General features: G+C 75.0%; 27 protein-coding genes. 10 read left to right on the top strand and 17 right to left on the bottom strand.

Annotation, left to right across the window (positions count from 1 at the left end):
* Positions 1-103 precede the first annotated feature (103 nt).
* From IE326_RS07250 to IE326_RS07210, 9 genes are all read right to left on the bottom strand, one after another.
* Complete coding sequence (locus IE326_RS07250) at positions 104-1,246, bottom strand: GNAT family N-acetyltransferase (RefSeq protein WP_150233064.1); 1,143 nt, start codon at positions 1,244-1,246, stop codon at positions 104-106.
* A gap of 2 nt (positions 1,247-1,248) precedes the next feature.
* A complete protein-coding gene (locus IE326_RS07245) occupies positions 1,249-1,917 on the bottom strand; it encodes a YveK family protein (protein ID WP_150231150.1) in 669 nt (222 codons plus the stop codon).
* Positions 1,918-1,960: 43 nt separating this feature from the next.
* Positions 1,961-3,106, bottom strand: a complete 1,146-nt coding sequence (locus tag IE326_RS07240; protein ID WP_190041101.1) for a glycosyltransferase — start codon at positions 3,104-3,106, stop codon at positions 1,961-1,963.
* Entirely contained in the window at positions 3,103-3,906 is an 804-nt protein-coding gene (locus IE326_RS07235) for a polysaccharide deacetylase family protein (RefSeq protein WP_190041100.1), read from the bottom strand. The genes IE326_RS07240 and IE326_RS07235 overlap by 4 nt, the downstream gene beginning before the upstream one ends.
* On the bottom strand, positions 3,800-5,704 hold the full coding sequence (murJ, locus tag IE326_RS07230) for a murein biosynthesis integral membrane protein MurJ (RefSeq protein WP_229915232.1): 1,905 nt from the start codon (positions 5,702-5,704) through the stop codon (positions 3,800-3,802). Before murJ ends, IE326_RS07235 begins: the two co-directional genes overlap by 107 nt.
* A 160-nt stretch (positions 5,705-5,864) precedes the next feature.
* Entirely contained in the window at positions 5,865-7,208 is a 1,344-nt protein-coding gene (locus tag IE326_RS07225) for an O-antigen ligase family protein (RefSeq protein WP_190041099.1), read from the bottom strand.
* Between the two features lie 2 nt (positions 7,209-7,210).
* Positions 7,211-8,665, bottom strand: coding sequence for an exopolysaccharide biosynthesis polyprenyl glycosylphosphotransferase (locus IE326_RS07220; protein WP_190041098.1), 1,455 nt, complete (start codon positions 8,663-8,665; stop codon positions 7,211-7,213).
* Positions 8,662-9,798: a glycosyltransferase gene (locus tag IE326_RS07215; RefSeq protein ID WP_190041097.1), complete on the bottom strand. Its 1,137-nt coding sequence runs from the start codon at positions 9,796-9,798 to the stop codon at positions 8,662-8,664. The genes IE326_RS07220 and IE326_RS07215 overlap by 4 nt, the downstream gene beginning before the upstream one ends.
* Before the next feature lies 1 nt (position 9,799).
* Positions 9,800-10,237, bottom strand: a complete 438-nt coding sequence (locus IE326_RS07210) for a hypothetical protein (RefSeq protein ID WP_229915231.1) — start codon at positions 10,235-10,237, stop codon at positions 9,800-9,802.
* Between the two features lie 403 nt (positions 10,238-10,640).
* Here IE326_RS07210 and IE326_RS07205 point away from each other — a divergent pair, with 403 nt between their 5' ends.
* The 6 genes from IE326_RS07205 (at position 10,641) to IE326_RS07180 (ending at position 15,128) form a co-directional block, all read left to right on the top strand.
* A complete protein-coding gene (locus tag IE326_RS07205; RefSeq protein ID WP_030760167.1) occupies positions 10,641-10,880 on the top strand; it encodes a chaplin in 240 nt (79 codons plus the stop codon).
* Positions 10,881-11,151: 271 nt separating this feature from the next.
* The gene (locus IE326_RS07200; protein WP_190041095.1) at positions 11,152-12,027 is read left to right on the top strand and encodes a hypothetical protein; all 876 of its coding nucleotides are present in this window, start codon (positions 11,152-11,154) and stop codon (positions 12,025-12,027) included.
* Between the two features lie 243 nt (positions 12,028-12,270).
* A complete protein-coding gene (locus IE326_RS07195; protein WP_150231167.1) occupies positions 12,271-12,546 on the top strand; it encodes a hypothetical protein in 276 nt (91 codons plus the stop codon).
* Between the two features lie 161 nt (positions 12,547-12,707).
* On the top strand, positions 12,708-13,775 hold the full coding sequence (locus IE326_RS41415) for a hypothetical protein (RefSeq protein WP_190041094.1): 1,068 nt from the start codon (positions 12,708-12,710) through the stop codon (positions 13,773-13,775).
* A gap of 191 nt (positions 13,776-13,966) precedes the next feature.
* Entirely contained in the window at positions 13,967-14,479 is a 513-nt protein-coding gene (locus tag IE326_RS07185; protein ID WP_190041093.1) for a hypothetical protein, read from the top strand.
* Positions 14,480-14,828: 349 nt separating this feature from the next.
* Entirely contained in the window at positions 14,829-15,128 is a 300-nt protein-coding gene (locus tag IE326_RS07180; protein ID WP_150231171.1) for a chaplin, read from the top strand.
* A 73-nt stretch (positions 15,129-15,201) separates the two neighbouring features.
* Here IE326_RS07180 and IE326_RS07175 read toward each other — a convergent pair whose 3' ends face one another.
* Both IE326_RS07175 and IE326_RS07170 read right to left on the bottom strand, forming a co-directional pair.
* A complete protein-coding gene (locus IE326_RS07175; RefSeq protein WP_150231173.1) occupies positions 15,202-16,068 on the bottom strand; it encodes a tyrosinase family protein in 867 nt (288 codons plus the stop codon).
* Positions 16,052-16,468 carry a tyrosinase family oxidase copper chaperone gene (locus tag IE326_RS07170; protein ID WP_150231175.1) on the bottom strand — a complete coding sequence of 139 codons (417 nt, stop codon included), beginning with the start codon at positions 16,466-16,468 and terminating at the stop codon, positions 16,052-16,054. The genes IE326_RS07175 and IE326_RS07170 overlap by 17 nt, the downstream gene beginning before the upstream one ends.
* A gap of 149 nt (positions 16,469-16,617) precedes the next feature.
* On the opposite strand from IE326_RS07170, the gene IE326_RS07165 reads away from it, so the two are divergent.
* Genes IE326_RS07165 through IE326_RS07155 form a run of 3 tightly spaced genes read left to right on the top strand, consistent with a single transcriptional unit; the run spans position 16,618 to position 18,813 of the window.
* A complete protein-coding gene (locus IE326_RS07165; protein ID WP_190041092.1) occupies positions 16,618-17,121 on the top strand; it encodes a DUF5949 family protein in 504 nt (167 codons plus the stop codon).
* A gap of 17 nt (positions 17,122-17,138) precedes the next feature.
* Positions 17,139-17,795 carry a vitamin K epoxide reductase family protein gene (locus IE326_RS07160; RefSeq protein ID WP_150231177.1) on the top strand — a complete coding sequence of 219 codons (657 nt, stop codon included), beginning with the start codon at positions 17,139-17,141 and terminating at the stop codon, positions 17,793-17,795.
* A gap of 1 nt (position 17,796) precedes the next feature.
* Positions 17,797-18,813: a glycoside hydrolase family 26 protein gene (locus IE326_RS07155; RefSeq protein ID WP_190041091.1), complete on the top strand. Its 1,017-nt coding sequence runs from the start codon at positions 17,797-17,799 to the stop codon at positions 18,811-18,813.
* Here the strand turns inward: IE326_RS07155 and IE326_RS07150 are convergent.
* Together IE326_RS07150 and trhA are read right to left on the bottom strand one after the other, a co-directional pair.
* Positions 18,779-19,393, bottom strand: coding sequence for an acyl-CoA-like ligand-binding transcription factor (locus tag IE326_RS07150; protein ID WP_190041090.1), 615 nt, complete (start codon positions 19,391-19,393; stop codon positions 18,779-18,781). The genes IE326_RS07155 and IE326_RS07150 overlap by 35 nt on opposite strands.
* 17 nt (positions 19,394-19,410) lie before the next feature.
* The gene (gene trhA, locus IE326_RS07145; protein ID WP_150231183.1) at positions 19,411-20,109 is read right to left on the bottom strand and encodes a PAQR family membrane homeostasis protein TrhA; all 699 of its coding nucleotides are present in this window, start codon (positions 20,107-20,109) and stop codon (positions 19,411-19,413) included.
* Positions 20,110-20,307: 198 nt separating this feature from the next.
* On the opposite strand from trhA, the gene IE326_RS07140 reads away from it, so the two are divergent.
* Positions 20,308-22,125: a phosphoenolpyruvate carboxykinase (GTP) gene (locus tag IE326_RS07140; RefSeq protein ID WP_150231185.1), complete on the top strand. Its 1,818-nt coding sequence runs from the start codon at positions 20,308-20,310 to the stop codon at positions 22,123-22,125.
* A gap of 131 nt (positions 22,126-22,256) precedes the next feature.
* Here IE326_RS07140 and IE326_RS07135 read toward each other — a convergent pair whose 3' ends face one another.
* The 4 genes from IE326_RS07135 to IE326_RS07120 are packed head-to-tail and all read right to left on the bottom strand — an operon-like array spanning position 22,257 to position 26,854.
* Positions 22,257-22,847 (bottom strand): hypothetical protein, encoded by a 591-nt coding sequence (locus tag IE326_RS07135; RefSeq protein WP_150231187.1) that lies wholly within the window; start codon positions 22,845-22,847, stop codon positions 22,257-22,259.
* On the bottom strand, positions 22,834-24,480 hold the full coding sequence (locus IE326_RS07130) for a substrate-binding and vWA domain-containing protein (RefSeq protein WP_190041089.1): 1,647 nt from the start codon (positions 24,478-24,480) through the stop codon (positions 22,834-22,836). The genes IE326_RS07135 and IE326_RS07130 overlap by 14 nt, the downstream gene beginning before the upstream one ends.
* Positions 24,477-25,733: a toxic anion resistance protein gene (locus tag IE326_RS07125; RefSeq protein WP_190041088.1), complete on the bottom strand. Its 1,257-nt coding sequence runs from the start codon at positions 25,731-25,733 to the stop codon at positions 24,477-24,479. Before IE326_RS07125 ends, IE326_RS07130 begins: the two co-directional genes overlap by 4 nt.
* A complete protein-coding gene (locus IE326_RS07120) occupies positions 25,730-26,854 on the bottom strand; it encodes a hypothetical protein (protein ID WP_190041087.1) in 1,125 nt (374 codons plus the stop codon). Before IE326_RS07120 ends, IE326_RS07125 begins: the two co-directional genes overlap by 4 nt.
* Between the last annotated feature and the right edge of the window lie 110 nt (positions 26,855-26,964).

Genomic DNA, 26,964 nt, shown 5'->3' with positions numbered 1-26,964 from the left:
CGTGCCCAGGGACACCGGCCGGCAGGACACCACCTGGAAGGACGACCTCGGGATCGACCTCGACTGGAAGGGGGCACTGGAGGGCGTCTGGCCCTTCTGACGGTCAGCCGCCCGCGGCGGGTGCGGGCGCGCGGCCGGGGAGGCGGGCGAGGAGGCGGCCCGCCCAGGGCCGCTCCCGCGCCTGCCGGGCCGCCCAGCGCCGCGCGTCCGCCGCGCCCGCGTGGAGCCACAGCAGCGGGGCCGCGACGCGGCCGGCGAGCAGCAGCCGCCGGTTGCGGACCGGCTCCGGGCGCCAGTGCTGCTTGTACGGTTCGCTGCCCCGCAGCATGCTCAGCGTGGCCCGGCCGCCCGCGCTGGTCTCCCGGGCGCCGTGCCGCAGCAGCATCGCCGCGACGTCGACCTTCCGCTCCCGCAGCACCGGGTCGGCGCCGTACAGATAGCCGCCGGCGAGCCGCGGGGACATCAGCGTGAGGTCGGCGGCGACCACGTCCCCGCCGAGCCGGAACTCGGTGACCATCGCGTCGCCGCGCTCCACCATGGGCCGCACCGCCCGCGTCAGGTGCTGCGCGAACCGCTCGCTGGTGTGCTCGGCGGTCACCCCGCGCCCCCGCCACTGGAGCTGGTGCAGGGTCAGCAGCCGGTCGAGGGCGGCGGGCACGTCGGGACCGGTCACCACGTGCGCGTCGATGCCGAGGGCGTCGAGCTTGCGCAGCTTGGCGCGGACCCGCTGGGCCTTCCCGGAGGGGATCCGTTCGAGCAGCCCCTCCATGGGGACGGCCGGCAGCTCCAGGCAGAGGGAGTCCGGCAGCCTCCGGCGCGGCCCGTCCCAGTGGGCGAAGACCCGCTCGGCCGCCGCCCCGGGCCGCACCTCGCGCAGGTCCACGACCGCGCCCCGGGCCGTCCGGGCGATCGCCCCGGCCAGCGCGGCCGCCGCCTCCGGCCGCTCGTCGTCGAGGAGGACGTCGGTGAAGTCGGTGATGGCCCCGCCGAGCTGCGTCAGCACCGGCAGCGGCCCGCGCGCCCGCATCAGGGGCGCCGCCGCCACCAGCGCGCCGGCCCCGTCCCGTACGAGCACCACCCGCAGGGCGCCGGGCCGCCCGTACGAGAGCCACCAGGAGTGCAGCCAGGAGTGGGACTGGAACGGGGTGGCGGAGGAGCAGCGCCCGTACAGCGCCGTCCACTCGGCCGCGAGGCGCCCGAACGCCTCCGTGTCACGGCAGGTCTCGGTCCGCAGCGCTCTTCCCAAGGTCACACCGCCTCCGGCTGATGGGCGGCGGGCGCGGGCACCGCGGCACCCGTGGCCGCGCCCGGCCGGGAGTGGCGGCCCTCGCCGCGCCCGGCGGCCCGCCGCGGCCGGACCAGCAGCGCGAGCCCGCCGAGCAGCCCGCCGGCACACGCGCCGACCAGCGCGGACAGCGGCGCGGACGGCGACACCGGGTCCACCGGCTTGGTCGCCCGGGAGAACTGCACGACCTTCACGCCCGTGCTGCCCGCCACGTGCGAGGAGTCGAGGATCAGCGAGCGGGCCACGCCGTCCGCGATCGACACCGCCTGCGAGGGCTTCGCGGCCCGCGCGGTGATCGAGATCATCGGCGCGTCCGGCGAGGTCTCCGCCTGCACGCTCTCGCGCAGGGTGGCGGCGGTGACGCCCGCCCACACCTGGGCGTCGCCGGTCACCGCGATGTCGGTGGCGACCCGCCCGTACGCCTGCGCGAAGCCGAGCGCCGCCGCCGGGTCGGACTTCTCGCCGGGCACGACGATGACGTAGCTGGTGGCCGCGTACTCGGGCGTCCTGAGCGCCCCGTAGCCGCCGCCGAGCGCGGCCCCGGCGACCACGGCGGCGGGCAGCACCGCCCAGCGGCCGGGGGAGCGCAGTCGGGCGGGCAGGCGGACGGCGCGGGGTGGGGTGGTGGTCATGACGGGCTCTCTCGCTGGGAGGGAAAAGGGGCTTCGGGGGTGTTCACGGGGCCGGCGGGCCGTGCAGGGCCCGGCCGTAGAGGGTCATCAGCCGGTCCGCGCTGCGCGCGATGTCGTAGCGGCCGGCGGCGGCCGGCGCGGGCAGGCGCACGGGCCGGGGGCCGTGCTCGTCCCGCAGCGCCCGCAGCGCGCCGACCAGCTCGTGCACGGACTCCCCGATCCGGCGGGCGCCCGGCGCCGCGTCCGCCGGCAGGTCCTCGACCGCCGGGCACGCCACGTACAGCACCGGCAGGCCGGCGGCGAGCGCCTCGACGACGGCGAGCCCGAAGGTCTCGTCGGGCGAGGTGGAGACGAAGGCGTCCATCGCGGCGAGGAGTTCGGGGAGCGTCGGCCCGGCGGGGCCGTCCAGCGGCGGGTCCTCGCAGGCGCCGAAGAACAGCACCCGGCCGGCGGCGCCGCACGCGCGGGCCACCGCCCGCAGCTCCTCGCGCTCCGGGCCGTCGCCGACGAGCAGCAGCCGCGCCTCCGGCACCGAGGCCACCGCCCGGATCAGCCGGTCGAACCGCTTCCCCGGCGCGAGCCGGCCGACCCCGCCGACCACGAACGCGTCCTCGGGCAGGCCGAGGACGCCCCGGGTGAGGCGGCGGGCGCGCGGGGCGAAGGCGAAGCGGCCGGTCTCGATGCCGTTCGGCACCACCTCGATCCGCTCCGGCGCCACCCCCCAGGCGGCGAGCCGGCGGGCCACGCTCGGCGACACCGCGACCGTGGAGGTGCCGAGCCGCTCCGAGGCCAGGTAGAGCGCGCGGGTCCCCGCCGACAGCGGACGGCCCTCGATCTGCGACTCGCCGAGCGAGTGCTCGGTGGCGATGACCCGGCGGACCCCGCCGAGCCGGGCGGCGAGCCGGCCGTAGACGCAGGCCCGGTACAGGTGGGTGTGGACCAGGTCGTAGCCGCCGTCGCGGACGATCCGGGCCAGCCGGGGCAGCGCGCCCAGGTCGCGGTTGCCGGTCATGCCCAGGTGGGTGACCGGGGTGCCGTCGGCCTCGATGCCGAGCGCGACCGGACCCGGGTTGGTGAGCGTCACCACCCGCCCCCGGACCGGCAGGTGACGCAGCAGCAGGCGCAGCTGCTGCTCGGCGCCGCCGATGCCGAGGCCGGTGATGACGTGCAGCACCTTCGGCCCGCTCATCCCAGCACCGCCGCGGCCGGGCCCGCGTGCGCGGGGATCAGCTCGGTGGGCCGGCGGCGGCGCAGCGGGTGCAGCACCCGCTTCGCGGTGAGCCGCCACGAGGTGTCCGCCTCCCCGATGTGCACCCGGGGCAGCGCGAGCGCGCCGGTCAGCGGACCGGGATCGATGGCGCAGGCGTGGCCGTAGCCCGCCTTGCGCACGGCGCGGACCACCCGCGGGTCGACCGCCCCGTACGGATAGCAGAAGCCGTCGACCGGGCCGCCGGTGATCTCCTCCAGGAGGGCCCGGGAGCGCCGGGTCTCGTCGGCGAGGGTGGCGTCGTCGGCCTCGGTGAGCCGCCGGTGGGTCAGGCCGTGCGAGCCGATCTCCATCCCGGCGGCGGCGATCCGCTCGATGCCCTCCTCGGACAGCAGCGGCTTGCGCGGCCCCTCGGCGTCCCAGTCGTTGGCCCCGCCCAGCCGGCCCGGCAGGACGTACACCGTGGCCGTGAAGCCGTGCCGCCGCAGCAGGGGCAGCGCCGAGTCGAGGAAGTCGGCGTACCCGTCGTCGAAGGTCAGGCCGACGAGCCCCTTCGCCCGCCCCTCGGCGGTCGCCTCCAGCAGCTCCCGCACCGACACCCCGCGCAGCCCCCGGTCGCCCAGCCAGTGCAGCTGCCGGGCGAAGCGCACGGGGGAGACGGTCACCCGGTACGGGTCATCGGCGGGGTCCGCGATCGAGTGGTACATCGCCACCCACAGGGGCGGATTCACCCACAGGGGAGGCTTCGGCAGCAGACGGCGCAGCGCGGTGGGGGCGGGCATGGGCGGTCCTTCGGCGTCGGAGGGAACGGTGGGGGAGGGGAGGGATCTCCGGCGCCCTGGCGGCGCAGGCGATGAAGCTCAGGAAGACGCCGGCGACGACGAGCCCCACGACGGCGAGGGAGAGCAGCGGCGGACCGACCGCCAGTGAGCAGAGCCAGCCGGCGCCGGTCGCCCAGGCGGCCGCCGCGGCGAGCCGCAGCAGCCCCTCCCCGAGCCGGTCCGACCGCACCGGGACGGTCTGCCGGTGGGCGCCGCGCAGCAGCAGCACCGCGGTCAGGGTGATCCCGAACGCGTTGGCGGCGGCGATGCCGACGGCGCCCCACGCCCGCGCGCCCGGCACCCCGGCGACGGCGGTCGCGGCGAGCCCGGCGGCCATCGCGGCGGCCGGGTACCACAGCGGGCGGGCGGCGGAGAAGTAGCAGCGGACCAGGGCGCCGACCATCGTCTGGCCCAGCAGCCCGAGCGCGTACACCCGCATCACGGCGGCCGTCGAGACCGTGTCCGCACGGTCGAACTCACCTCGCTGGAAGAGAAGTTCCACGATCTTCGGCGCACCGGCGATCACCACGGCGGCGCCCAGCAGGACCACCACGGACGCCAGCAGCAGGTCCCGCTCGACCCGCCGCCGCGCCTCCTCCGCGTCGCCCGCGGCCAGCGCCCGCGCGACCATCGGGAAGCTGACCGTGCACAGCATCAGCGACAGGATCATCGGCATCTGCGCGACCTTCTGCGCGTAGTTCAGGTGCGAGATCGCGCCGGACGGCAGCGGGGCGGCGAGGAAGCGCTCGATCAGCGTCTGCGACTGGCGGGTCAGCGAGAAGGCGACCACCGGGGCGATCAGCCCCAGCACGACGAGCCGCCCGTCCCCCGCGCCCGGCGCCGGGGCCTCCGGCTCCCCCGAGGGCACCGGCCGCGCCCGCAGCTCCCGCAGCAGCGCCGGCGCCTGCACCAGCACCATGAACACCCCGCCGACCGCGACCCCGGCGGCGGCCGACCGCACCCCCCACGGCTCGCGCAGGAGCACCATCGTGCCGATGATGCCGACGTTGTACGCCACGTAGATCGCCGCCGGCGGCAGGAAGACGTGGTGCGCGCGCAGCGCCGCCGAGCAGTAGCCGACGAGCGCGAAGGTCAGCACGCAGGTCGAGGCGAGCCGGGTGCAGTCCACCGCGAGCCCCGGATCGGACAGCCCCGGCGCCAGCAGCGCGACCACCGAGGGGGCGGCCGCGATCAGCACGGCGGCGACGATCCCGACGACGAGGGTCAGCCGGGGCAGCGTCCCCCGGACCAGGTCCCGCACCGGATCCCCGAACGGCGTCCCCGGCCGCCGGGCCAGCGCGCGCGAGAAGGCCGGGACGAGGATCAGCGCCATCGCGTCCTCGATGAGCAGCGTGGACGCGAACTCCGGCACCGTCCACGCCACCAGGAAGGCGTCCGTCTCCGCGCCCGCGCCGAAGTACCCGGCGAGGATCTGGTCCCGGACGAGTCCGAGCACCGCCCCGGCGGCGGTCAGCCCCGCGGTCACGGCCGCCGCCCTCGCGAGGAACCCCCGGCCCTGGCCCCCGCCCTTCCCCGCCCGCGCCCTGACCCGGGCGTGCGCCCGCCGCCCGGTCCGCGCCGGGGCGGGCGCGGCCGGCGCGAGGGTGGCGGTCGCCGCGCCCGCCGGACGCGCCCGCTCCGGGCGGTCCGCCGGGGGCGCCCACACGTCGTCCGCCCGGTGCAGGGAGACCAGCCGGGCCCCGGCGAGCCCGCCGGGCACCGCGCCCGGCGCCGGGGCCGCACCGTCCCCCGGCAACACGGCGGCCCCCGGGCCGCACGGGGAGTCCGTGGCGCCCGGAGGCATGGGGGACCAGGGGTCGGTCAGGGGCCCGCCGCGCGGCGGGCACGACGGGACGGCGCCGCCGGGCCCCGGGGGCGCGGCGTACGCGTCCGTGGGATCCGGCGGACCGGCCCACGGGTCACGCACCGCGCACCTCCCCCGGGCCCGCCGCACCCTCCGGGGCCAGCGCCCACCAGGCCGCGAGGCCGAGGACCACCGACATCAGCACCGTCGACGGGCCGCCGATGTCCGCGTAGAAGAAGTCGATCAGCTGCCAGGCGAGCAGCCCGCCCGCGACCAGCGCGCAGTCCGCGCCCGCCCGGCGCCGCCGCAGCGCCCCCACCAGCAGCGCGAGCCAGCTCCCGGCCAGCGCGAGCAGCCCGATCAGCCCCTGCTCGCTGAGGACCAGCAGGTACATGTTGTGCGGGGAGAGCAGCGGCTGCTTCTGGTAGCCGGCGCCCGCCCCGGCGGTGTCGCTGCCCGAGGACAGCGCCACCGAGGCGTTCGAGTCCCGGTAGTGCGGGAAGCCCTTCAGGCCGACTCCGGTCAGCGGCTCCGAGCGCCACATCCGCCCGGCCGCCGCCCACATCGTGTACCGGTCCGTCACCGACTGGTCCGGCGCCGCCGTCACCCGCGTGATGCTCGTGACCCGCTCCTCCACCATCGACGAGCCGATCCCGAGCCCGCCGACCAGTACCACCGCGAGCGCGCCCACCACCAGCGTCACCCGCACCGCCCGCCGCACCCCGCCGAGCAGCAGCTGGAGTCCGCAGGCCAGCACGGTCGCGATCCACGCGCCCCGGCTGAAGGACAGCACCAGCGGCACCACCAGCAGGCCCGCGCACACCAGCGCCGCCGTCCGGGCCCGCCCGGCGCCGCTGCCCAGCGCGATCCCGGTGACGACGACCAGGCCGTACGCCACGACCGTCGCCATGCCCATCACGTCGGTCGCGCCGAAGGTGCCGACCGCCCGGACGTCCTCGCCCTGGTACGAGGCGCCCGTCCCCGTCAGGTACTGCACGACGCCCACCGCGCCCTGGAACAGCGCGAAGGCCACGAGCCCCCACGCCACCACCGCGAAGTCCCGCCGGTCCCGGACCGTCAGCAGCACCGCCGCCGGGACCAGCACGAAGACCTGCAGGTAGCGGGCGACGCCCGGCAGGCTCGACGCCGGGTCGTGCGAGGTGACCGCCGCCAGGCACACCCCCACCACCGGCAGCCCCAGCACCACCGCCGCCGTGACGGTGAGCGGCCGGGCCCCGCCGCGCAGGAGGCGCACCAGACAGACCACGACCAGCAGCCCGGAGGCCGCGTCGGCGACCGTGCCCGTGCCGCCCGTCCCGCCCTGCGCCCCGCCGCCGCCCGGCACCAGGAGCAGCGCGATCACCGCGAGGACCGGGGCCAGCGCCCCGGCCCGGCGGGCCCGGTCCCGCACGTCCGTCCCCCGCGCGAGGACCGGCGCCGTCGTCACGGCCGTGGCCATCCTCAGCTCCCCGTCGGTCGGACGAGACCGGCCGCCGTGCGGACCAGGATGCAGACGTCCTGCCAGAGCGACCAGTGGTCGATGTAGTGGTTGTCGAAGCGGCAGCGGTCCTCGATCGAGGTGTCCCCGCGCAGCCCGTGCACCTGCGCCAGGCCGGTGAGCCCCACCGGCATCCGGTGGCGGGCCGCGTAACCGGCGTGGATCTTGCTGAACTGCGCCACGAAGTACGGCCGTTCGGGCCGCGGACCGACCAGGCTCATGTCACCGCGGAGCACGTTCCACAGCTGCGGCAGCTCGTCCAGCGAGGACTTCCGCAGGAAACCGCCGGCCGCGCTCATCCGCCGGTCCCCGGCGACGTTCCACCGGGTCGCCGACTCCGTCTCGTCGGACGGCCGCAGCGTGCGGAACTTCAGCAGCGTGAAGTGCCGCCCGTGCTGCCCCACCCGCTCCTGCCGGAAGAGCACCCCCGGACCGTCCGACAGCCGCACCGCCAGCGCGCACACCGCGAGCACCGGCAGCGCCAGCGCCAGCGCCGGACCGGCCAGCGCGATGTCGAGGGCCCGCTTGGCCCGCGCCCCGCGCCGCTCGGTCGCCGGGACCAGCCGGCGGCGGGCGTACCCCCACACGTGCTCGCCCATCGGCCCGTCGTGCCGCTCCCCGCCGACCCGCCAGGTCGTGCAGCCGTAGTGCTGGAAGAGGGTCACCAGCTCCGGCTCGTCGGAGAGGAACACCGCCTCGCGGACCGCGTTCTGGATGACCGCCCGGCGGATCTCCTCCGCCGTCGTCAGCAGCGGCAGCCCCGGCTCCACCGGACGCTGCTCGCCGACCGTCCCGTCCGGCAGGCCCACGACGCCGACCGGCCGCATCCCGTACTCGGGGTGCTGGAGGGCCGCCGCGGCGAACCGGCGGGCCGCCGCCGGCGGACCCACCACGAGCGCCGACCGCGGCCGCTCCCGGGCGATCCGCCGCCCGCGCGCGAGCAGCACCGCCCGCACCACCGCCGCCACCCCGACGTGTGCCGCGTACGCCCCGCACAGCCGCAGCGGGCCGATCGCCAGCGCCGGCGACCAGGCCGCCGCGGCGGCCGCCGCCACGCACCACACCACCCCGGCCCGGGAGGCCAGCGCGGGCAGCTCGTCGAGCAGCCGCACGTGCATCGGCGGCCGGTACAGCCCGCCGCGCCCGTCGAGGACGAGCAGCAGCGCGGCGACCGGCAGCAGCAGCCGCGGGTCCTGGTGGACGGGGGCGAGCAGCGCGCCGCCGGCCAGCACGGCCAGGCAGTCGGCGGCCCGCAGCGCCGCCGCCCCGGGCCCCGGCCGCCCGGCCGCCCGGTGGCGCGGCAGCGCGAGCCGGCCTGGCAGCCGCCGCCGGGGGGCGAACGTGGCCGCCCCGAAGGCCGGGCCCGCGACGGGCCACGGACCGGGTGAGGAGGGAACGCTGGTACTTTCCGTGGTCACTGCGCAATCGGCTCTCTGTGCTCGGTGCCCCGCACTCCGGCCAGCTCGCGGTAGATCTCCGCGACGGCCGCGCCGGTGCGCCGCACATCGAATCTGCTGAGGACGTGCTCGTGGGCCTCGCGGCCCAGGCGGTGCCGCAGCTCCGGCCTGCCGAGCAGGCGGCCGAGAGCGGCGGCGAGGGCGGCCGGGTCCTCGGAGGGGACCAGGCACGGGGCTTCGTGGCCGGGCGGCAGGCTCTCGCGGGCGCCGTCGACGTCGGCGACGACGACCGGCCGGCCCGCCGCCATCGCCTCCAGCGGCGCGAGCGCCATGCCCTCCCAGCGGGACGGCAGCACGACGACGTCCGCCGCCCGGTACCAGGGCGCGGTGTCGCCGACGGCGCCGGCGAACCGCACCGAGGGACCGGCGGCGGCCCGCAGCCGCTCCCCGTCCGGCCCGTCGCCCACCAGCACCAGCCGGGCGTCGGGCACCTCGGCGAGGACCGCGGGCCAGGCGGCGAGCAGCACGTCCTGGCCCTTCTGGCGGCACAGCCGGCCCACGCACACCACGGTGGGCGCCGGGTTCCCGGCGGGCCCCGCGGTCGCGAAGCGGGCCGTGTCGACGCCGTTGTGCACGACCGACCAGGCCGCCTCGACGCCGGCCTCCTCGCCGGTACGGCGCTCCGCCTCGCTCACGCACAGCACCCGGTGCGTCCAGCGGGCGCCGAACCGCTCCCAGCGGCGCGCCAGTTCGGCGGTGGTGCCGGTGACGGCCTCGAAGGACCAGGCATGCGGCTGGTAGACGGTCGGGATCCGGCCCCGCACCGCGAGCCGGGCGCACAGGCCCGCCTTCGCCGAGTGCGCGTGGACCAGCGCGGGCCGGACGGCGCGCACCACCCGGGCCAGCCCGCGGGTCTCCCGGACCAGCGCCGGGCCGGGGTCGCGGCCGGCCCGCCAGTCGTGGACCCCGGCGCCCAGGGCGCGGAGCTCCGCGGCGAGCGCGGTGCCGGGCGGGCAGGCGACGACGGGCCGCAGCCCGTCCGCGCGCTGGGCGCGCACCAGGTCGACGACGACCCGGGCGACGCCGCCGTCGCCGGGCTGGACCGCGTGCAGGACGGTGACGGACCCGGGGTCCGCCTCGATCGGGGCCCGCACGTCAGCGCCGTACGTCCGCCCGCGGGAAGGGCGCGCCGGGCCGGACGGCGTCCTCGCGGCTGCCGAGCCGGACGCGGACACGGTCGGCCCCGTCGCGCGGCGCCCCCCGCAGATCGAAGACGTCGGAGTCGTACCCCGGGGTGTTCCCGGCGGCGGGGGAGCGGGTGCTCCGGGCCCCGCCGAATTCGGTGGTGCCGGAGTTCGGGACGTCGTTCGCGGAATTGGCGGAATCACCGATCGCGGTCTTGTCGCCGACCGTCCCGGTGCCCTGCGCCGAGGTGTCGGCGGCGCGCACGGTCCCGCCGTGCGGTTCGGTCCGGCAGCGGTCGGCGAAGGGGACGCGGGCCGCCTCCCCGGGCGTGGGCGGAGCGGCGGAGGCGACCGGCGGAGCGGCGGACGGCACCGCGCACGACGGGGCGCACAGCACGCTGCGACGCACAGCAAGAACCGCTGAATTCCGCATACAGGTTCTCCGCTTTGATGAGAGAAGGAAGGGAAGACCCGTGAAGACCGGGGGAGGGGAAGGTGTCGTCCGCACGAAATGGGTGAACGCGCGGCGGGCCCGGAAGCAACGTTCGGGAACGTTATAACCCCGGCGCGGGGCGATAGTAAGCATTAGATGCCCGGAAACGCTAACTCCCGTATCTGCGCTGCGGGTTCCTCGTTGAGCGTGTTGCGCCATTCCTCGGCCCGTCCCTCGAATGGCCCTTCCGCGGGCCAAAGATCTGTTGAACGTCACCCGTTCGGGAGAGCAACCGATGGAAATCCGGGGCGTTGTTGAGGGAGCCGGGCCGAACAGTCCGGGCAGTCCGAGTTGGAAATCGATCGAGGAGAACTTCTCCATGTCCCGTATCGCCAAGGCCGCCGTCCTGACCGTGGGTGCCGCCGCCGCGGTCGCCGGTGCCACCGGTGCCGCCTTCGCCGACGCCGGCGCCGAGGCCGCCGCCGTGAAGTCCCCCGGTGTCGGCTCCGGCAACGTCGTCCAGGTCCCGGTCCACGTGCCGGTCAACCTCTGCGGCAACACCGTCAGCGTCATCGGCGCGCTGAACCCGGCCTTCGGCAACACCTGCGTCAACGCCTGATCTCGCACGTCGGATCGGTCCTTCCGAAGCCGGTGCGCCCGCCCCACGGCGGGCGCACCGGCTTTTCCCTTGCGGCCGCTGGGCCGGTACCCGTTCGGACGCATCCCCGTGCGCCGTCCGGTGCAACGGCGTACGCCCCTTCGAGGGGCGGGCGGACGGCGGATTCACTCGAACGAGCGCGTGGCGCTGGGTAGCAACGCGGTTGCGGAGCGCTATAACCGCAGGCACCGTGAGAGGGCAGTTGTCCGACGCATAAGGAAAAGGAACACATATGCGTCCCCTGGCTTCGCCCCGTCTCACCGCCCTGGCGATATCCGCCGCCCTCACCCTCGGCGCGGCGGGACCCGCCGTCGCCGGCGAGCGCCCCCCCTCCCGCGCGGCCGACCCGGCCGCCCGCGCCCCGCTCCCCGACGCGGCCGCGCTGCTGGCCCGGACCGAGGCCCTCGGTGACCTCGGCGGGGTCACCACCCCCGTGACCGAGCTCGTCGCGACCGCCCTGAAGGCCGACGGCGGCCAGGTCCCCGCGGCCGACGCCGACGCCCTGAAGGCCCGGATCCGGGCCGCCGTCGACCGGGCGAAGGAGACCTCCCCCGCCCCGCTGCCGGAGCCCCCGGCCGTCCCGGAGCCGCCCGCCGTCCCGGAATCGCCGGTCACCCCGCCCGCCGTGGACGCCCCCGTCGCGCCCCCGGCCGTCGAGACGCCCGTGGCCCCGCCCGCCGTGGAGACCCCGGCCGGGCTGCCCGTGAAGCCGCCGGTCACCCTGCCCGTCGCCGCCGGGGCGAAGGCGGCGAAGGCTGCCCCGGCGGACGTGGTGGACGACGCCCTCGCCTCCGTCGAGAAGGCCGTCGCCGGACTGCTGGCCGCCGTCACCTCGGGTGACGCCGCCGGGGTTCCGCCGCAGGTCACGGCCACGCTGACCTCCCTGGTCAACCTCGCCGTCGCCACCGTGCTCGGCAGCGGTCTGCCCGCGCCGGACCTGGCGGGCCTGCCCGCGCTGCCCTCGCTCCCGGTCGAGGCGCCGGAGCTGCCCGTGGAGCCGCCGGTCGAGGCGCCGGAGCTGCCGGTCGACGCCCCGGTGAAGCCGCCGGTGGCCGCGCCCGAGCTGCCGGTCGGCACTCCGGTGAAGCCGCCGCTGCCGGTCCGCTGACCCGGGCGCACCCCTCCCGACCCGTACCGGTCCGGCCTCCCGCCGGGCCGGTACGGGCGCGCGTGCGCCCGGTAATCCGGAAATCACACCGGTCCCCTTCGATCGGGTGCAGTGTCGAGAAATCCCTCCCCCCGGAGTTTCCGGCGGGCGAACCTCTCGTTACAGAAGACAGAACGACACACGGGAATTCCCAAGAATCCTGTGTGGAACGTGAGTTGAAAGTACAGAGGAAGGATTCTCCCCATGAAGCCCACCAAGGTCGCCGCGGTCTTCGCCGGTTCGCTCATGGCCCTCGGCGTCGCCGCCCCCGCCATGGCCGCGCAGCAGGCGCTGACCCCGACCAGCCTCAACGGTGGCCTGGAGGCGATCGCCGCCAACGGACTGAAGTCCGACGTGCTCAGCAGCACCACCGACGGCTCCCCGGTCAAGACCGTCACCGACACCGCCACCCAGCTGAACCAGACGGGCAAGGGCCTCCCGCTGATCGGCGGCCTGCCGGCCGGCCCGCTCGGCGGCTGATCGAATGATTTTCTGACCGGTCGCCGTGTGGCTTCGACTCCACACGGTGCACCGCTCCCTACTCTCAGGGCCGTCCCACGCGAACGTCCGCGCGGGGCACGGCCGGTCGGAGCGAGGGGGGATCCTCGCCGGTCTCTCCCTTTCTCCCGAGGAAGAGCGGTATGCGGTCCATCATCAGCAGGAAAGTACTCACCGCGGCGGCGGCGACCGGGCTGTTGTCGCTGACCGGCGGTCTCGCGCTGGCCGCGAGCGCCCACCCCGGCACGGGCGACACGCCGGGACCCGGCAACGGCCAGGCGCACGCCCCGCTCCCGCCGGAGTTCTGCGGCGGCATGGACCCGGGCGGTTACGTGGCGTCGGCCGTCGGGGCCCTCTGCGACCCCGCGGGGGAGGACCCCGACGGCGGCTACGGCGAGGAGCCCACCACGCACCCGCCGACGCATCCGCCGACCCACCCGCCGACGCACCCGCCGACCGAGCCGCCCACGACGCCCCCTCCCACGACGGCTCCGCCCACCACCACTCCGCCGACCTACCCGCCGGGCGAGTGCGAGGCGCCCGCCCCCGGCGAGGAGCCGGAGCCGGGCTGCGAGCCCACGACCCCGCCCACCACCACCCCGCCGACGACCACCCCGCCCACGCACCCGGGCGAGTGCGAGGAGCCGGCCCCCGGTGAGGAGCCGGAGCCGGGCTGCGAGCCCACGACTCCTCCGACGACCACCCCGCCCACGACCGCTCCGCCGACCACGGCCACCCCGCCGACGAACCCGGACGAGCCGCCGGGCGAGTGCGAGGAGCCGGAGCCGGGCGAGGAGCCGGAGCCGGGCTGCGAGCCCACGACTCCTCCGACGACCACCCCGCCGACGACCACCCCGCCCACGCACCCGGGCGAGTGCGAGGAGCCGGCCCCCGGTGAGGAGCCGGAGCCGGGCTGCGAGCCCACCACCCCGCCCACGACCGCTCCGCCGACCACGGCCACCCCGCCGACGAACCCGGACGAGCCGCCGGGCGAATGCGAGGAGCCGGCCCCCGGTGAGGAGCCGGAGCCGGGCTGCGAGCCCACCACCCCGCCCACCACCCCGCCGCACGGGCCCGACAAGCCCGAACTCCCCGACACGGGCAGCGACCCCGCCCTGTGGGGAGCGGCCGCGGTCAGTGCCGCCCTCATCATCGGCGGTACCGTCGTCCAGCTCCGGGGCGGCCGCCTCGTCCGCAGCCGCCGCCACTGACGCACGGAAGCGGCCGACGTACGGGAACCCCTGACGTACGGGAACCCCTGACGTACGGAAGCCGCCGACGTGCGCCGGCCGCTGACGGCACGTCAACCCGGGCCCCCGCCCTCACAGGTGGGGGCCCTCGGCGTTGCTGCACATGGGGGAACCCCGCGCCACGTTTCGGCCAAGGGGGTCGTTCACACGGCATGACTCTGCGTTCTCACGCCGGCATGGGCCTCCTCATGACCGCGCTCGCCTCCGCCGCCATGGTCGCCCCGGCCTCCGCCGTCGAGGCCCCGGTGGTCGTCCCCCTCCAGGGCCTGGACCCGGTCCTGCCGATGGACGCGCCCACCGTCGCGACCGGCGTCCCCGTGCCGGTGCCCGGGGCTCCCACCGGCTTCCAGAAGGGCCTCGGCTCGCTGCCCGACGTGACGCTGCCGAGCGTCCCGCTCACCGGCACCCTGCCCGAGACCGTCGTGGACGCCCCGCTCCCCGAGCTCCTGAAGGGCAGCGAGCCGGGCCGGGCGCTCTTCGCGACCCCGCACTCCGAGATGAAGGCCACCACCCCCGGCGCCACCCTCGGCCACCCCGTCGAGGCGCCCCGCGGCGACGGCCTCGCGGGTCTGCCCGACCTCGCCGAGCCCCGGCTCGGCGTGATCGCCCCCGTGCTCAGCGGCGCCCTCGACTCCCAGCTCGGTCTCGCTCCCGATCGCGGCTGAATCGTCCCTGCTCGTCCGGCGCCCGTCCCGGCGCCCTTCCCGTCCCCGCTTTATCGGAATGGTGTGCGAAAGCGGTCCGCGCGAGTGAAGACACGATTCTTCCCCGCTACCGCAAGGGTTTTCCGTCGTTGCACCGGAAGGCTTGTCGCATGGCCACGGCCCGCGGACCGGTGCCCTTCCCGTCGTATCCGACGGCGGGCCGACACCGGTCCACGGGCCATCATTCCCGCCCTCACCGGCATCCCTTTTCCCGTTCGGCCCAAAGGCCGTGACCAGGCCCCTGGTACGGCGTTGAACGGAAGTGACGGCCGTGATCCCTGCGGTCGCTCGACCCACCCAAGGAGTTCTGATGTCTCGCTTCGCGAAGGCTGCCGCCGTTCTGGCCGGCACCGGTGCCGTCGCCCTCACCGGAGCCGGCCTGGCCGTCGCCGACTCGGGCGCCGAGGCCGTCGCCGCCCACTCGCCCGGCGTCGCCTCCGGCAACGTCGTCCAGGTCCCGGTCCACGTGCCGGTCAACCTCTGCGGCAACACCGTCAACGTCATCGGCCTGCTGAACCCGGCCTTCGGCAACAGCTGCGCCAACGTGGACGCCCCCCACGGCGGTGACAACGGCGACGGCGGCTACGGCGACGCCGGCTACGGCGGCTGAGCCACCCCGTCCTTCCGGGCGTCCCCCCGACCCTGCCAGGGCCGGGGGGACGCCCGCGTCCGGGACCGGCCCGTCAGGCGTACCGGTAGAGCCGGCTGTGGTCGAACATCTCCGCCGGCGTCACGCCCCACGGTGCCATCGGCTGGTGCCGCCCCAGCACCTTCCGGTACTGCGCGTCGCCCAGCGGCGGCGGCTCCGCCGGCAGGTACGCCGCCCCCGGATTGCGCTGCTGCCACCGCGACCACACCAGGTCCACGAAGGAGTGGTGCAGCCAGAACACCGGATCGTTCACCGAGCCGCCGCCCAGCATCAGGCCCCCCACCCAGCGGTGCACCCGGTTGTGGATCCGGAAGCGGTCGTTGCCCGAGCCCTGCGCCCAGCCCTCCAGCCGGTTGCGGAAGCCCGAGGGACTGGTCGAGTTCCAGGGGGCCGTGTCGTACGTCCGCTCCCGCATGACCTCCTCCAGCTGGGCCGCCGTCGGCAGCGGGATCGGATCGCGCGGACGGCCGAAGTCCCTGGTCAGGTACGAGATCTCGGTCATCGCGTGCTTCACCGTCCACTTCCCCCGCGCGTACGCGAAGGGGCCGGTGGTCACCTGGAGGTCCGAGCGGCGTCCGTTGCCGCCCAGGAAGTCCTCCGCCCAGAGCGAGGACGCCGGGCTGTTGTCCCGCGTCCAGTCCCAGTACGGGACCGTCACCGTCGCGTCGATCCGGCGCAGCGCCCGCTCGAACTCCAGCAGGAACTTCCGGTGCCAGGGCAGGAAGCTCGGCGTCATGTGCGCGGTCCGCAGCCGGCCGCCGCCGTCGGCCGTGTAGTAGTCGATGTGCATGCGGACGAACTCGTCGTACTCGCCGCGGCGCTTCAGTTCGAGCACCGCGGCCACGAACCTGCGGCGCTCGGTCGTCGTCAGGTCGCGCTGGTTCTTACGCGTGTACACCACGCGGGTTCCCTCCCGTCGGATCGGTGTGCGGGCCGTGCGCCGCCGCGTACCGGGACAGCGGGGCCGACCCCGCGGCGTCCACGGCCGCCCGGGTGGCGGCGAGCGGGCTCGGGCAGGACTCGTAGTGGTCGAGCGGGCTGACCCAGCCGCCGTCGGCGCACCGCATCAGGTGCAGCGGACGGCCGTCCACCAGGGCCACCGGCTCGCCCTCCGGCCCGGTGAGGCCGCGGATGCGGCGGCCCGCGTACATCTCGTCGAAGGCGTACGGATCCGACGCGCCCGAGGCGTACGGAGCCGCCTGCGGGGCGCGGCCCGCGATCCGGCCGAGGGCGCCGCCCGTGGCGGCGGTGACGGCCAGGGCGAAGAGGGACCGGAGGGCGACACGGCGGGGGAAGGGCATCGGCGATCTCCTGGTGTCGACAAGGGGCCTGAAGGCACAACGATGAAAACCCGGGTTCGTTGCGGCCGACATGCCGAGCGGAGGAATGTCGGCCGGATGAGTGAATTCGGTACGGGGAAAGGGTGGTTGGCCCACTAGCATCCCCTTCCATGACCACTCCCCACGTCCTTTCCGAGGCGCGCAGCCTCTCTCCGCTGGGCACGCTCACGGTGATTCCGTGGTCCAGCGAGGCCACCGCCGATTCCGCCGGCACGCCTTTCCTGATGGCGTATTCGCTCGGCGACGGCCGCGACGGGCCGGAGGCCGGTCAGCAGGCGATGCGGGCCGCCCTGGAATCCATGGGCCTCTCGGTCGGCGACCGCCTCTTCGACCTGGAGAAGGACGCCGGGATCAGCGCCACCCTGCTCGTCGAGGGCGGCTCCGCCGCACTCACCCTGCCCTTCCTGAAGGTGCAGTGCCCGGTGCCCGCCGAGTGGCAGGCCGCCGCCCGGGAGAGCGGCAAGGTCTACTTCCTCTGCTCGGTGCGCCCCTGGGCCGAGGCCGTCCCCGGGCAGCCGGTGGACGAGGACCGGCTGCGCGCCTTCGTCTCCGACGAGGAGATGCTCGCCGACTGCGCCCACGTCCTGCTGCCGGTCCGCCGCCTCCAGGGCTGAACGGAAGGGGCGGCGCGATGACGACGCTCGGGGTACGGGACGGTGTGCCCGGCCAGCGGCGGGGCGGCGCGGCGGAGGCCGGGCGCCGGGAGGACGGCGCGGTCGGCGCGGGCCGGGGGCTCGGATGGCTCCTCGTCGTCACCGGCGCGGCCGGGATCCTGGCCGCGTGGGTGATCACGATCGACAAGTTCAAGCTCCTGGAGGACCCGGGCTTCCAGCCGGGGTGCAGCCTGAACCCGGTCGTGTCCTGCGGGAACATCATGAAGAGCGAGCAGGCGGCGGTCTTCGGCTTCCCCAACCCGATGCTCGGCCTCGTCACGTACGGCGTCGTCGTCGCGATCGGCGCCGCGCTCCTCGCGGGGGCCCGGTTCCGGGGCTGGTTCTGGCTCGGGCTGAACGGCGGCGCGCTGTTCGGCGTCGGCTTCTGCACCTGGCTGATGCAGCAGTCGCTGTACGAGATCAACGCGCTCTGCCTGTGGTGCTGCCTCGCCTGGACGGCGACCATCACCCTCTTCTGGTACGTCACCGCGCACAACGTGCGGACCGGGGTGCTGCCGGCCCCGGCGGCGGTCCGCGGCTTCCTCGGCGACTTCGCCTTCGCCCCGCCCGTCCTGCACATCGGGATCATCGGGATGCTGATCCTGACCCGCTGGTGGGACTTCTGGACCGGCTGAGGTGCGCCGCTCCCCGACCCGGCCGCGGGCCGCACTCCTGGTGCTGCTCGCGGCCGTTCTCACGCTCCTGCTGGTGCCCGAGCGGCTCGCGCCCGGCGAGCGGCACACCGGCGGCCGGACCGCGCCCGACCCGCTGCCGCTGCCCGACGTGCCCTCGGGCTTCTTCACCGGATCCGACGCCGAGGGGGTGCGGCGGATCTCCGGGGCGGAGGCGTGGCTGGGCGGCGGGGAGCTGACGGTCGGCCACACCTATCTGCCGGGCGACCGCTGGTCCAACATCGAGGGGCACCCGGAGCTCTTCGCGCCCTGGGCGCGGTGGAAGGCCGCCCGGCCGGGGCGGCTCTTCGTGCTGAACGTGCCGATGATGGACCGCAACGAGGCCGGGCTGACCGACGCCGAGGTCCGGGCCGGGCTGCGGAGCGGCGCGGCCGGCGCCTTCGACCGGCACTTCAGGGCGCTGGGCGAGGGGCTGGCGGCCCACGGCCTGGAGGACGCGGTCCTGGTGCTCGGCTGGGAGATGAACGGCACCACGTACGGGCACCGCTGCGGACCGGACCCGGCGGCCTGGAAGGCGTACTGGCGGCAGGCGGTCGGGGTGCTGCGCGGGGTGGCGGGGCAGCGGTTCCGCTTCGACTTCACGCCGAGCCGGGGCCGGGACGCGGTGCCCTGGCCGGAGTGCTACCCCGGCGACGACGTCGTCGACATCATCGGCCTCGACGCCTACGACCAGCCCGAGGGGCTCTCCTTCGAGGGGCAGGTGACCGAGGAGTACGGGCTCGCGCACCACGTGGCCTTCGCGAAGGCGCACGGCAAGCCCGTCTCGTACCCGGAGTGGGGGCTCTTCAGGAACGGGGACAACCCGGCGTACGTGCGGGGGATGCTCGACTGGTTCGCCGCCCACCGGCCGGTCTACCAGACGGTGACCGACTACTGCCCGCACGGGGTGTGGGGATGCGCGGACAATCCGCGCTCGGCCGAGGTGGTCAGGGGCGCGCTGGGCGCGCCGGGCCGGCCCTGAGGGTGTCGACGGCGCGGTGCAGCAGGACCGTCAGGTCCTCGGCGAGGCCGTGCTCCGCCCAGTGCAGGGTGGCCTCGCGCAGGGCGCCGAGGACGGCCGCGGTGAAGACCCGGAACTCCAGGTCGTCCGGGGCCCGGCCGGTGCGGTCGGCCAGCGCGCGGGCGAGCCGGCGGCCGGTCTCGGCGGTGGTGTCGGCGAGCCGGGCGCGGACCGCGGGCGCGCCGGCCATCAGGCGGGCGCGCAGCCGGATGTCGTCGGGGGCGGCCACCAGGGCGGAGCCCACGGCCTCGACGAGGACCGCGCGGAGGGACTCCAGGGGCTCCTCGTCCGCTGGACGGGCGCGCAGCAGGGCCTCGAGCCGGTCGTCGTCCTCGGCGGTGAGGACGATGTCCTCGCGGACGGGGAAGTAGCGGACGACGGTGGAGGGGGAGACGTCGGCCTCGGCGGCGATCCGCTCGATGGTGACCGCCTCCCAGCCGTGGGCGGCGGCCAGCCGCCGGGCGGCCTCGCGGATCGCCGTGCGGGTCTTCTGCTTCTTGCGCTCCCGCAGTCCGACGCTGGTCGTCGTCTTCGTCGCCATGCCGTCATTCTGCCTGGTCAGGCCTGATAGGCGACCAGGGAGATGCCGACGTAGTGGACGATGAACGCGGCGAGGGTGAGGGAGTGGAAGACCTCGTGGAAGCCGAACCAGCGGGGCGAGGGGTTCGGGCGCTTGATGCCGTAGATGATCCCGCCGGCGCTGTAGAGGAGTCCGCCGACGACGACGAGGACCAGGACGGCGATGCCGCCGGCCCGCATGAAGTCGGGGAGGAAGAAGACGGCGGCCCAGCCCATCGCGATGTAGCAGGGGGTGTAGAGCCAGCGGGGGGCGCCGACCCAGAAGACGCGGAAGGCGATGCCGGCGGCCGCGGCGGCCCAGACCGCCCACATGAGCGGCTTCGCGGTGGAGTCCGGGAGCAGCAGCAGGGTGAGCGGGGTGTAGGTGCCCGCGATGATCAGGAAGATGTTGGCGTGGTCGAGGCGGCGGAGCACGGCCTCGCCGCGCGGGCCCCAGTCGCCCCGGTGGTAGAGCGCGCTGACGCCGAAGAGCAGACAGGCCGTGAGGACGTAGATCCCGCAGGCGACGCGGGCGCGGGGGGTCTCGGAGAGCGCGACCAGGGCGAGCCCCGCGACGATCACGGCGGGGAACATGCCCGCGTGCAGCCAGCCCCTGAGCCGGGGCTTGAGCGGGAGCGACGGGTCCGGGACGGTCGATTCGGTCGCGACCGGAGGCACTTCCGGCAGGGCGGCAGTCATGACAAAGCATCGTACCTACGCCCCCGTAGGTCCCGGGTGAGAGTGGCGATGCTCACGTGTGCACCCCCCTGGACATATGGGCGTTTCCGTCGGATGATCAAATGAGTGCGGTCGGCACCGGATGAGCAGCTACGACGCATCCGGGTCGCAGCCCCCACGGGGCATACAGCGGAATACACCCCTCAACAAGGAGCAATCGTGGCGCGCGACAACGCGGCTCCCCTTCCCACCCAGCACCAGGAGCTCGTCTCCTGGGTGAACGAGATCGCCGAGATCACGCAGCCGGACAGCATCGTCTGGTGCGACGGTTCCGAGGCCGAGTACGAGCGCCTGTGCGAGGAGCTCGTCGCCAAGGGCACGTTCACGAAGCTCGACCCGGTGAAGCGCCCGAACTCGTACTACGCCGCCTCCGACCCGACCGACGTCGCCCGCGTCGAGGACCGGACCTTCATCTGCTCCGAGAAGGAGGAGGACGCCGGCCCGACCAACCACTGGAAGGCCCCGGCCGAGATGAAGGAGCTCTTCGCGGGCTCCGACGGCATCTTCCGCGGCTCCATGAAGGGCCGCACCATGTACGTGGTCCCCTTCTGCATGGGCCCCGTCGGCTCGCCGCTCTCCGCCATCGGCGTCGAGATCACCGACTCCGCCTACGTCGCCGTCTCCATGCGCACCATGACCCGCATGGGCCAGGCCGTCCTCGACGAGCTCGGCACCGACGGCTTCTTCGTGAAGGCCGTCCACACCCTCGGCGCCCCCCTCGCGGAGGGCCAGGAGGACGTGCCGTGGCCGTGCAACTCCACCAAGTACATCTCGCACTTCCCGGAGACCCGCGAGATCTGGTCGTACGGCTCCGGCTACGGCGGCAACGCGCTCCTCGGCAAGAAGTGCTACGCCCTGCGCATCGCCTCCGTCATGGCCCGCGACGAGGGCTGGCTCGCCGAGCACATGCTCATCCTCAAGCTGACCCCGCCGCAGGGCGAGGCGAAGTACGTCGCCGCCGCCTTCCCGTCGGCCTGCGGCAAGACCAACCTCGCCATGCTGGAGCCGACCATCCCCGGCTGGACCGTGGAGACCATCGGCGACGACATCGCCTGGATGCGCTTCGGCGAGGACGGCCGCCTCTACGCCATCAACCCCGAGGCCGGCTTCTTCGGCGTCGCCCCCGGCACCGGCGAGCACACCAACGCCAACGCCATGAAGACCATGTGGGGCAACTCCGTCTTCACCAACGTCGCCCTCACGGACGACGGCGACGTGTGGTGGGAGGGCATGACCGAGACGGCGCCCGCGCACCTCACGGACTGGAAGGGCAACGACTGGACGCCCGCGTCCGAGACCCCGGCCGCCCACCCGAACGCCCGCTTCACCGTGCCGGCCGGGCAGTGCCCGATCATCGCGCCGGAGTGGGAGGACCCGAAGGGCGTGCCGATCTCGGCGATCCTCTTCGGCGGCCGCCGCGCCTCCGCCGTCCCGCTGGTCACCGAGTCCTTCGACTGGAACCACGGCGTCTTCCTCGGCGCCAACGTGGCCTCCGAGAAGACCGCCGCCGCCGAGGGCAAGGTCGGCGAGCTGCGCCGCGACCCCTTCGCCATGCTGCCGTTCTGCGGCTACAACATGGGCGACTACATGGCCCACTGGGTCAAGGTCGGTGCCACCGCCGACGCGGCGAAGCTGCCGAAGATCTACTACGTCAACTGGTTCCGCAAGAACGACGCCGGCAAGTTCGTCTGGCCCGGCTTCGGCGAGAACAGCCGCGTCCTCAAGTGGATCGTCGAGCGCCTCGACGGCAAGGCCGAGGGCGTGGAGACCCCCATCGGCGTCCTGCCGACGAAGGAGGCCCTGGACACCGACGGCCTGGACCTGGCCGAGGCGGACCTGGACTTCCTGCTCACCGTCGACAAGGACGTCTGGCGCGAGGAGGCCGCCCTGGTCCCCGCGCACCTGGAGACCTTCGGCAGCCACACGCCGAAGGAGCTGTGGGACGAGTACAACGCGCTCGTGGAGCGCCTCGGCTAGTCCCTCCGAGACTCGTGGTGGGCTGCCCCGAAACACCGCCCTGACCAGTGGGGTCACGACGGTTCACCACGACGCATCCGGCCCCGGAGCCCCCTCAGGCTCCGGGGCCGGCGCACATCCCCCCGCGGGGATCAGGCCCCCCGGTCCTCCAGGTAGCGGGTGTGCGCCCGCTGACGGAGTTCCTCCGCCTCCTGGAGGGCCGAGGCGATCAGACCGGCCTCCTCGCGCAGGGCGGCCAGCTGCCGCTCCAGATGCCGCTCGGGAGGCTCGGAGCCCGGCGTCACCCGCGACCACCAGCGGGTCCGCACGAAGGCGTCGACCGCCTCCGGCACGTCCTGCCGCACCGCCCGGGCCAGCACGTGCAGGTGCTCCGGGTCGCTGACCCAGCCCGGTTCGAGGAGCGCCCCGAAGAGCGCGTCCAGCTCGTCGAGCCCCTCGCGGGCCCCCTCGGGCAGCTCCACCTCCGCCAGGTACTCCCGCAGCGTGGCGTGGTCCGCGCGCAGCGACTCCAGCTGCTCGTCGGCGCTCGGGAAGGCCGGGGCGTCCGGCCGCTCCGGCGGGGCGATCAGCGCGCCCGCGCCGTACAGGCCGAGCACCACCAGCGGCCACAGGCCGCCGGCCGCGCCGGTGAGGCCGATGGCGAGACCGGCCAGGCCGCACAGGCAGCCGGTCAGGTTCTTGCGGGACTCCGCGTAGCGGAGCACGGGGTTACTGGTAGCCACGGATCTCCTCGAAGGCGCCGTTCAGGGAGCCCTTCGTCGCGTCGAAGAGCTTGCCGCCGGTCAGGTCGGCGATGTGGGCCAGCTCGGTCCGGTCGGAGTCGCCGAAGAGGATCGGGAAGACCGGGGTGCGCTGCTGCTCGGCGGGCAGGGCGCGGAAGAAGGCGTCGAAGTCCGGGGCCCCGGCCCCGTCGGTGTTCTCCCCGTCGGTCATGAGCACGACCGAGGTGAAGGTGTCGCGGGGGGAGGCGCCCAGACTGCGGTACGCCTCGGTGACGCTGGAGTAGATCGCGGTGCCGCCGGAGGCGGTGAGCTTCCCCGCGTCGGCGCGGATCGCGTCCCGCGCCTTCCCCGGGTCCTCCGGGTCCACCGTGTACGTCCGCACCTCGCCGGTCTTCACCGCGGAGCCGAAGGGCATCAGGGTGACCTCCTCGCGGTCCCGGAAGTCCGCGGTCAGCTCGGTGAGCGCCGCCTTCAGGCGGTCGAGCCGCTCGCCGCCCATCGACCCGGAGGTGTCCAGGACGTAGACCGTGCGCGACGGCCTGCGCAGCGTGTTGTCGTACGCGTCGAGCAGCCCGTCGGCGACCGACCGGCTTCCGGGGAAGGGCAGTTCGCGCCGCAGGCCCCGGTCGAGCCGGGGCGACGGGTCGACGCCGGCGACGACCGGACGGCGCAGGGTGGTCGCGGTGATCCGCCGCTGGGCCTCGGGGGTCCGCAGATAGGTGGTGAGCCGCTGCGCGGAGTCCTTGGCCGCGGCGGGGGCGGCGGTCAGCAGGGTGAGGGGGTAGTCGGCGGTGACGACGCCGTCGGCGGGGCGGATGACGGTGAGCTCGCCGGGCGTGGAGAGCAGCACCGACTCGTAGTTGACCAGCGCGTCGACGTCGGTGCGGCGCCCGTAGGCGGTGGCGAGCCAGCCGGAGGAACCGGAGGTCAGCTTCTGGCCCGTGAAGAACTCGCGGAGCTTCGGCGTGGCCTTGCGGACGTCCTCGTCGCGGAGCGCCGACTGTGCCCCGGAGAGGCCGGAGGCGACCGACACCAGCGCGGAGAAACCGGAGTTGGAGCGCTTCGGGTCGGTCATGCCGTACGTCAGCTCGCCCGCCGCGACCGCCCGGTGGAGCTGCGGCCAGGTGACCTTCGCCGGGTCCCAGCCGAGCCGGGCGAGGGCCGCCGGGCGGATGCCGAGCGCCACCGGGGAGGTCATCACCGGCGTCTCGTTGGTGATCCGGGCGGAGGTGTCGGGGCGCAGCCGCAGGTAGTCGTTGGAGGACAGCCAGACGGCGTCGTACTCCTTCTCGGCGCGCCCGGAGGCGATCTGCTCGACGGCGTCGAGGGTGCCCGCGTAGGTGGCGCGGACGGTGACGCCGGTGGCCCGGCGGGCGTCCTCCAGGACCGGTGCCATGTCGGCGAGTTCGGAGGAGGCGAGGACGCGGAGGGTGCCGGGTTCGGCGGGCCGGGTGTCGGTCCTGTCGAACTGCTCGCCGGTGCCGCCGACCGAGTTGTCGACGGTGGAGCAGGCGCCGGCGGTGGCGGTGAGGGCCAGGGCGAGCGCGAGGCCCGCCAGGAGGCGGGGGAGGGCGCGGGGGCTCCTGCGGGGGGTCGTGCGCGGGCTCGTGCGGGGGCTCGTGCGGGGGCTCATGCGGAGGGGCCGCCTTCCAGTGCGCTCGTGCGGCGGCTGCGGTCCAGGTGGGCGCTCGCCTCCTGGAGTTCGCTCGTGAGGGAGGAGACGGTCGCCGCCATCGCCTCGGTCGCCCGGACCTTGTACGTGTCGATGGCGTCGAGCGTGCGGTAGATCTGCTGGAAGGCGGTGCGCAGGGTCTCGGCGCCCACCGCCGGGTCGGCGGCGATCCGCTGGATCTCGCCGGCCTGCGTGGACAGCATCTCGGCGTTGCCCCGGATCAGGTCCTCGGTGGTCGAACGGAGCACCTCGACCTGCTCGGTCACCTTGCGCTGGTTCTCCAGGGCGGAGGCCAGCACGACCGCGATCCGCAGCGCCGACAGGGTCGTCGTCGCGGCCCGGTCCACGCCCTTGATCAGCTCGTCGTTGTTCCGCCGGACCACGTCCATCGCCAGGTAGCCCTGGGCGCAGACGGCGAGCTGGGTGAGCAGGTCCTGGTGCTTCTGGCGGACCGGGAAGAGGACGTCGGAGCGGAGCGCGTCCGCCTCGGCCGGGTCGGCGGTGTCCGCGATCCGCTGCTCCACCGCCGCGTCGAGGGCCTCGGTGAGGACGGCGAACTCCTGGAGCTTGCCCATGGTCTCCCACAGCCGGCCCCGCTCGGTCTGCAACGCCGCGTTGTCCCGCCGCAGTTCGTCCTGCCCGCCGCGCAGCGAGCCGACGATCCGGTTCAACGTGGCCTGCGAGGAGGCGTACTTGGCGACGTGGTCACGGAACCTGTTGCCGCCGGGCAGCTTGGCGAGGAGCCCCTTGAAGCCCTTGCCGGGAGCGTCCCTGGGGTCCAGATCCTCGACCGTGCGCCGGAGTTCGACGAGCGAGGAGCCGACGCGGGCGGAGGCGTCCCCGCCGCCCCGGCCGAGCGAGCGGACCGTGCGGTCCAGCATCCGGTTCGACTGCTGGGCGGCGGCCCGCATCTCGCCGGAGCCGAGCGCCGCGATCTCGCCGATGCGGCCTGCGAACTCGGGGGAGCGCGGGTCGAGCCCGGCGAGCGAGCCCACGTACTCCTCCGCCCGGCGGGACATCTCCGTGCGCACCGCCGCGTCCAGCGGCACCAGGCCGGACGCCTGCTCGGCGCGGACCGCGGGGGCCGGGGCGGGCGGGGTGAGGACGAGCGGCGCCTCGTGCTCGGGCGGGGTGAGGACGAAGGTGCTCTCCGGCGGTCCCGCGTACGGGTTCCGGGGCCGTGCGCCGCCCGGCGCGCTGGTGTTCTCGGTCATGCCGTGCCCCCCTGGTCACGGGCCCGCCGCGCCATGTCGCGCAGCACCGTGCCGGTGGGCACGGGCGCCTGGCGGACTCCGGTGAGTGTCTGGTTGAGGTATTCGCCGTACTGGTTGGTGGCCTCGGTGAACTCGGGCGCGGCGCCCTGCGGCCGGAAACCGTGCCGGACGGCGAGGCGGCGCAGCTCCGGGTCCTCGGCGAGCAGCCGGCCCAGCTCCTTGCCGTCCTCGGTGAGCGGGACGAGGGTGTGGTCGCTGTTGACCGTGGTGTCCGGGTAGAGCACGACGAGGTCGCCCATCGGCCGGCCGGCGAGCAGCTGGGACGCGACCTGCGACTCGTAGACGAGGACCAGCGGGTTGCCGACGCCGCTCACGAAGTCCCGGAAGGGGGCGTCGGAGCCGGTCTGCTGGGCGCCCTGCACCTGGGTGAGCTTGCGCAGCAGCGGTGCGGTGCGGCCCACGGCCGCCTTGCCGTCCGCGACCCGGCCGCCGTCGGCGACGTAGCTCGCGGCGGCGAGGTAGAGCGCGCCCGAGTTGGAGGCCACCGGGTCGGTCGAGGTGATGAAGAGGGTGCCGCTCAGCTCGGCGTGCTTGTCCGCGCCCTTGAGCTGCTGCCAGCTCCGGTCGGCGCGGACGGCGTCCAGGTAGGCGTCCATCCTCAGGATGCCGCTGGTCCCGCGGGCGCCGAGGGTCGCCAGGCCGTTGCCGGCGAGGACCCGGGCGGCGCTGCTGTGCGCGACCACCACCAGCGGCGAGTAGAACGGGCGCAGCGGCGCGGCGACGGCCTTGTCGGGGGCCTTGGCGCGCAGCTCGTCGGCCGGTCCCTTCGAGGACGGGAACGCGAAGTCGTACCCCTGGAGGGGCAGTTGCTCCATGTCCCAGGACCCGGAGGTCTCGGTGCTCACGGTGAGGCCCTTGGCGGCCAGGGCCTTCACGACGTCGGGGTCGGCGAAGAACTCGCTCTTCTCCGACCCGATCACTCCTCGCACGGTCTTCGATGCCGTGCCCTTGTCCTTCTCGCCGCCCGTCACGAGGACGGCGGCCACGCCGCCGAGGAGCAGGACGGCCAGGACGATTCCCAGGATGCGTCTCACGCGGGCAGAGTGCTCGCGGAAACCCACATTCCAGAGGGAGTTGGGTGGACGGGAGGTGAAGGGGCGATCCCGGTAGTGAACCGGAGGGGCGGCTCCCGTGTACCCCCTCGTATCGTGTGCCTCCTCGACGAGGGGGA

The organism is Streptomyces filamentosus, from assembly GCF_014654895.1.
Classification (GTDB): Bacteria; Actinomycetota; Actinomycetes; order Streptomycetales; family Streptomycetaceae; genus Streptomyces; species Streptomyces filamentosus.
This window is presented reverse-complemented; position numbering and strand designations above follow the sequence as displayed.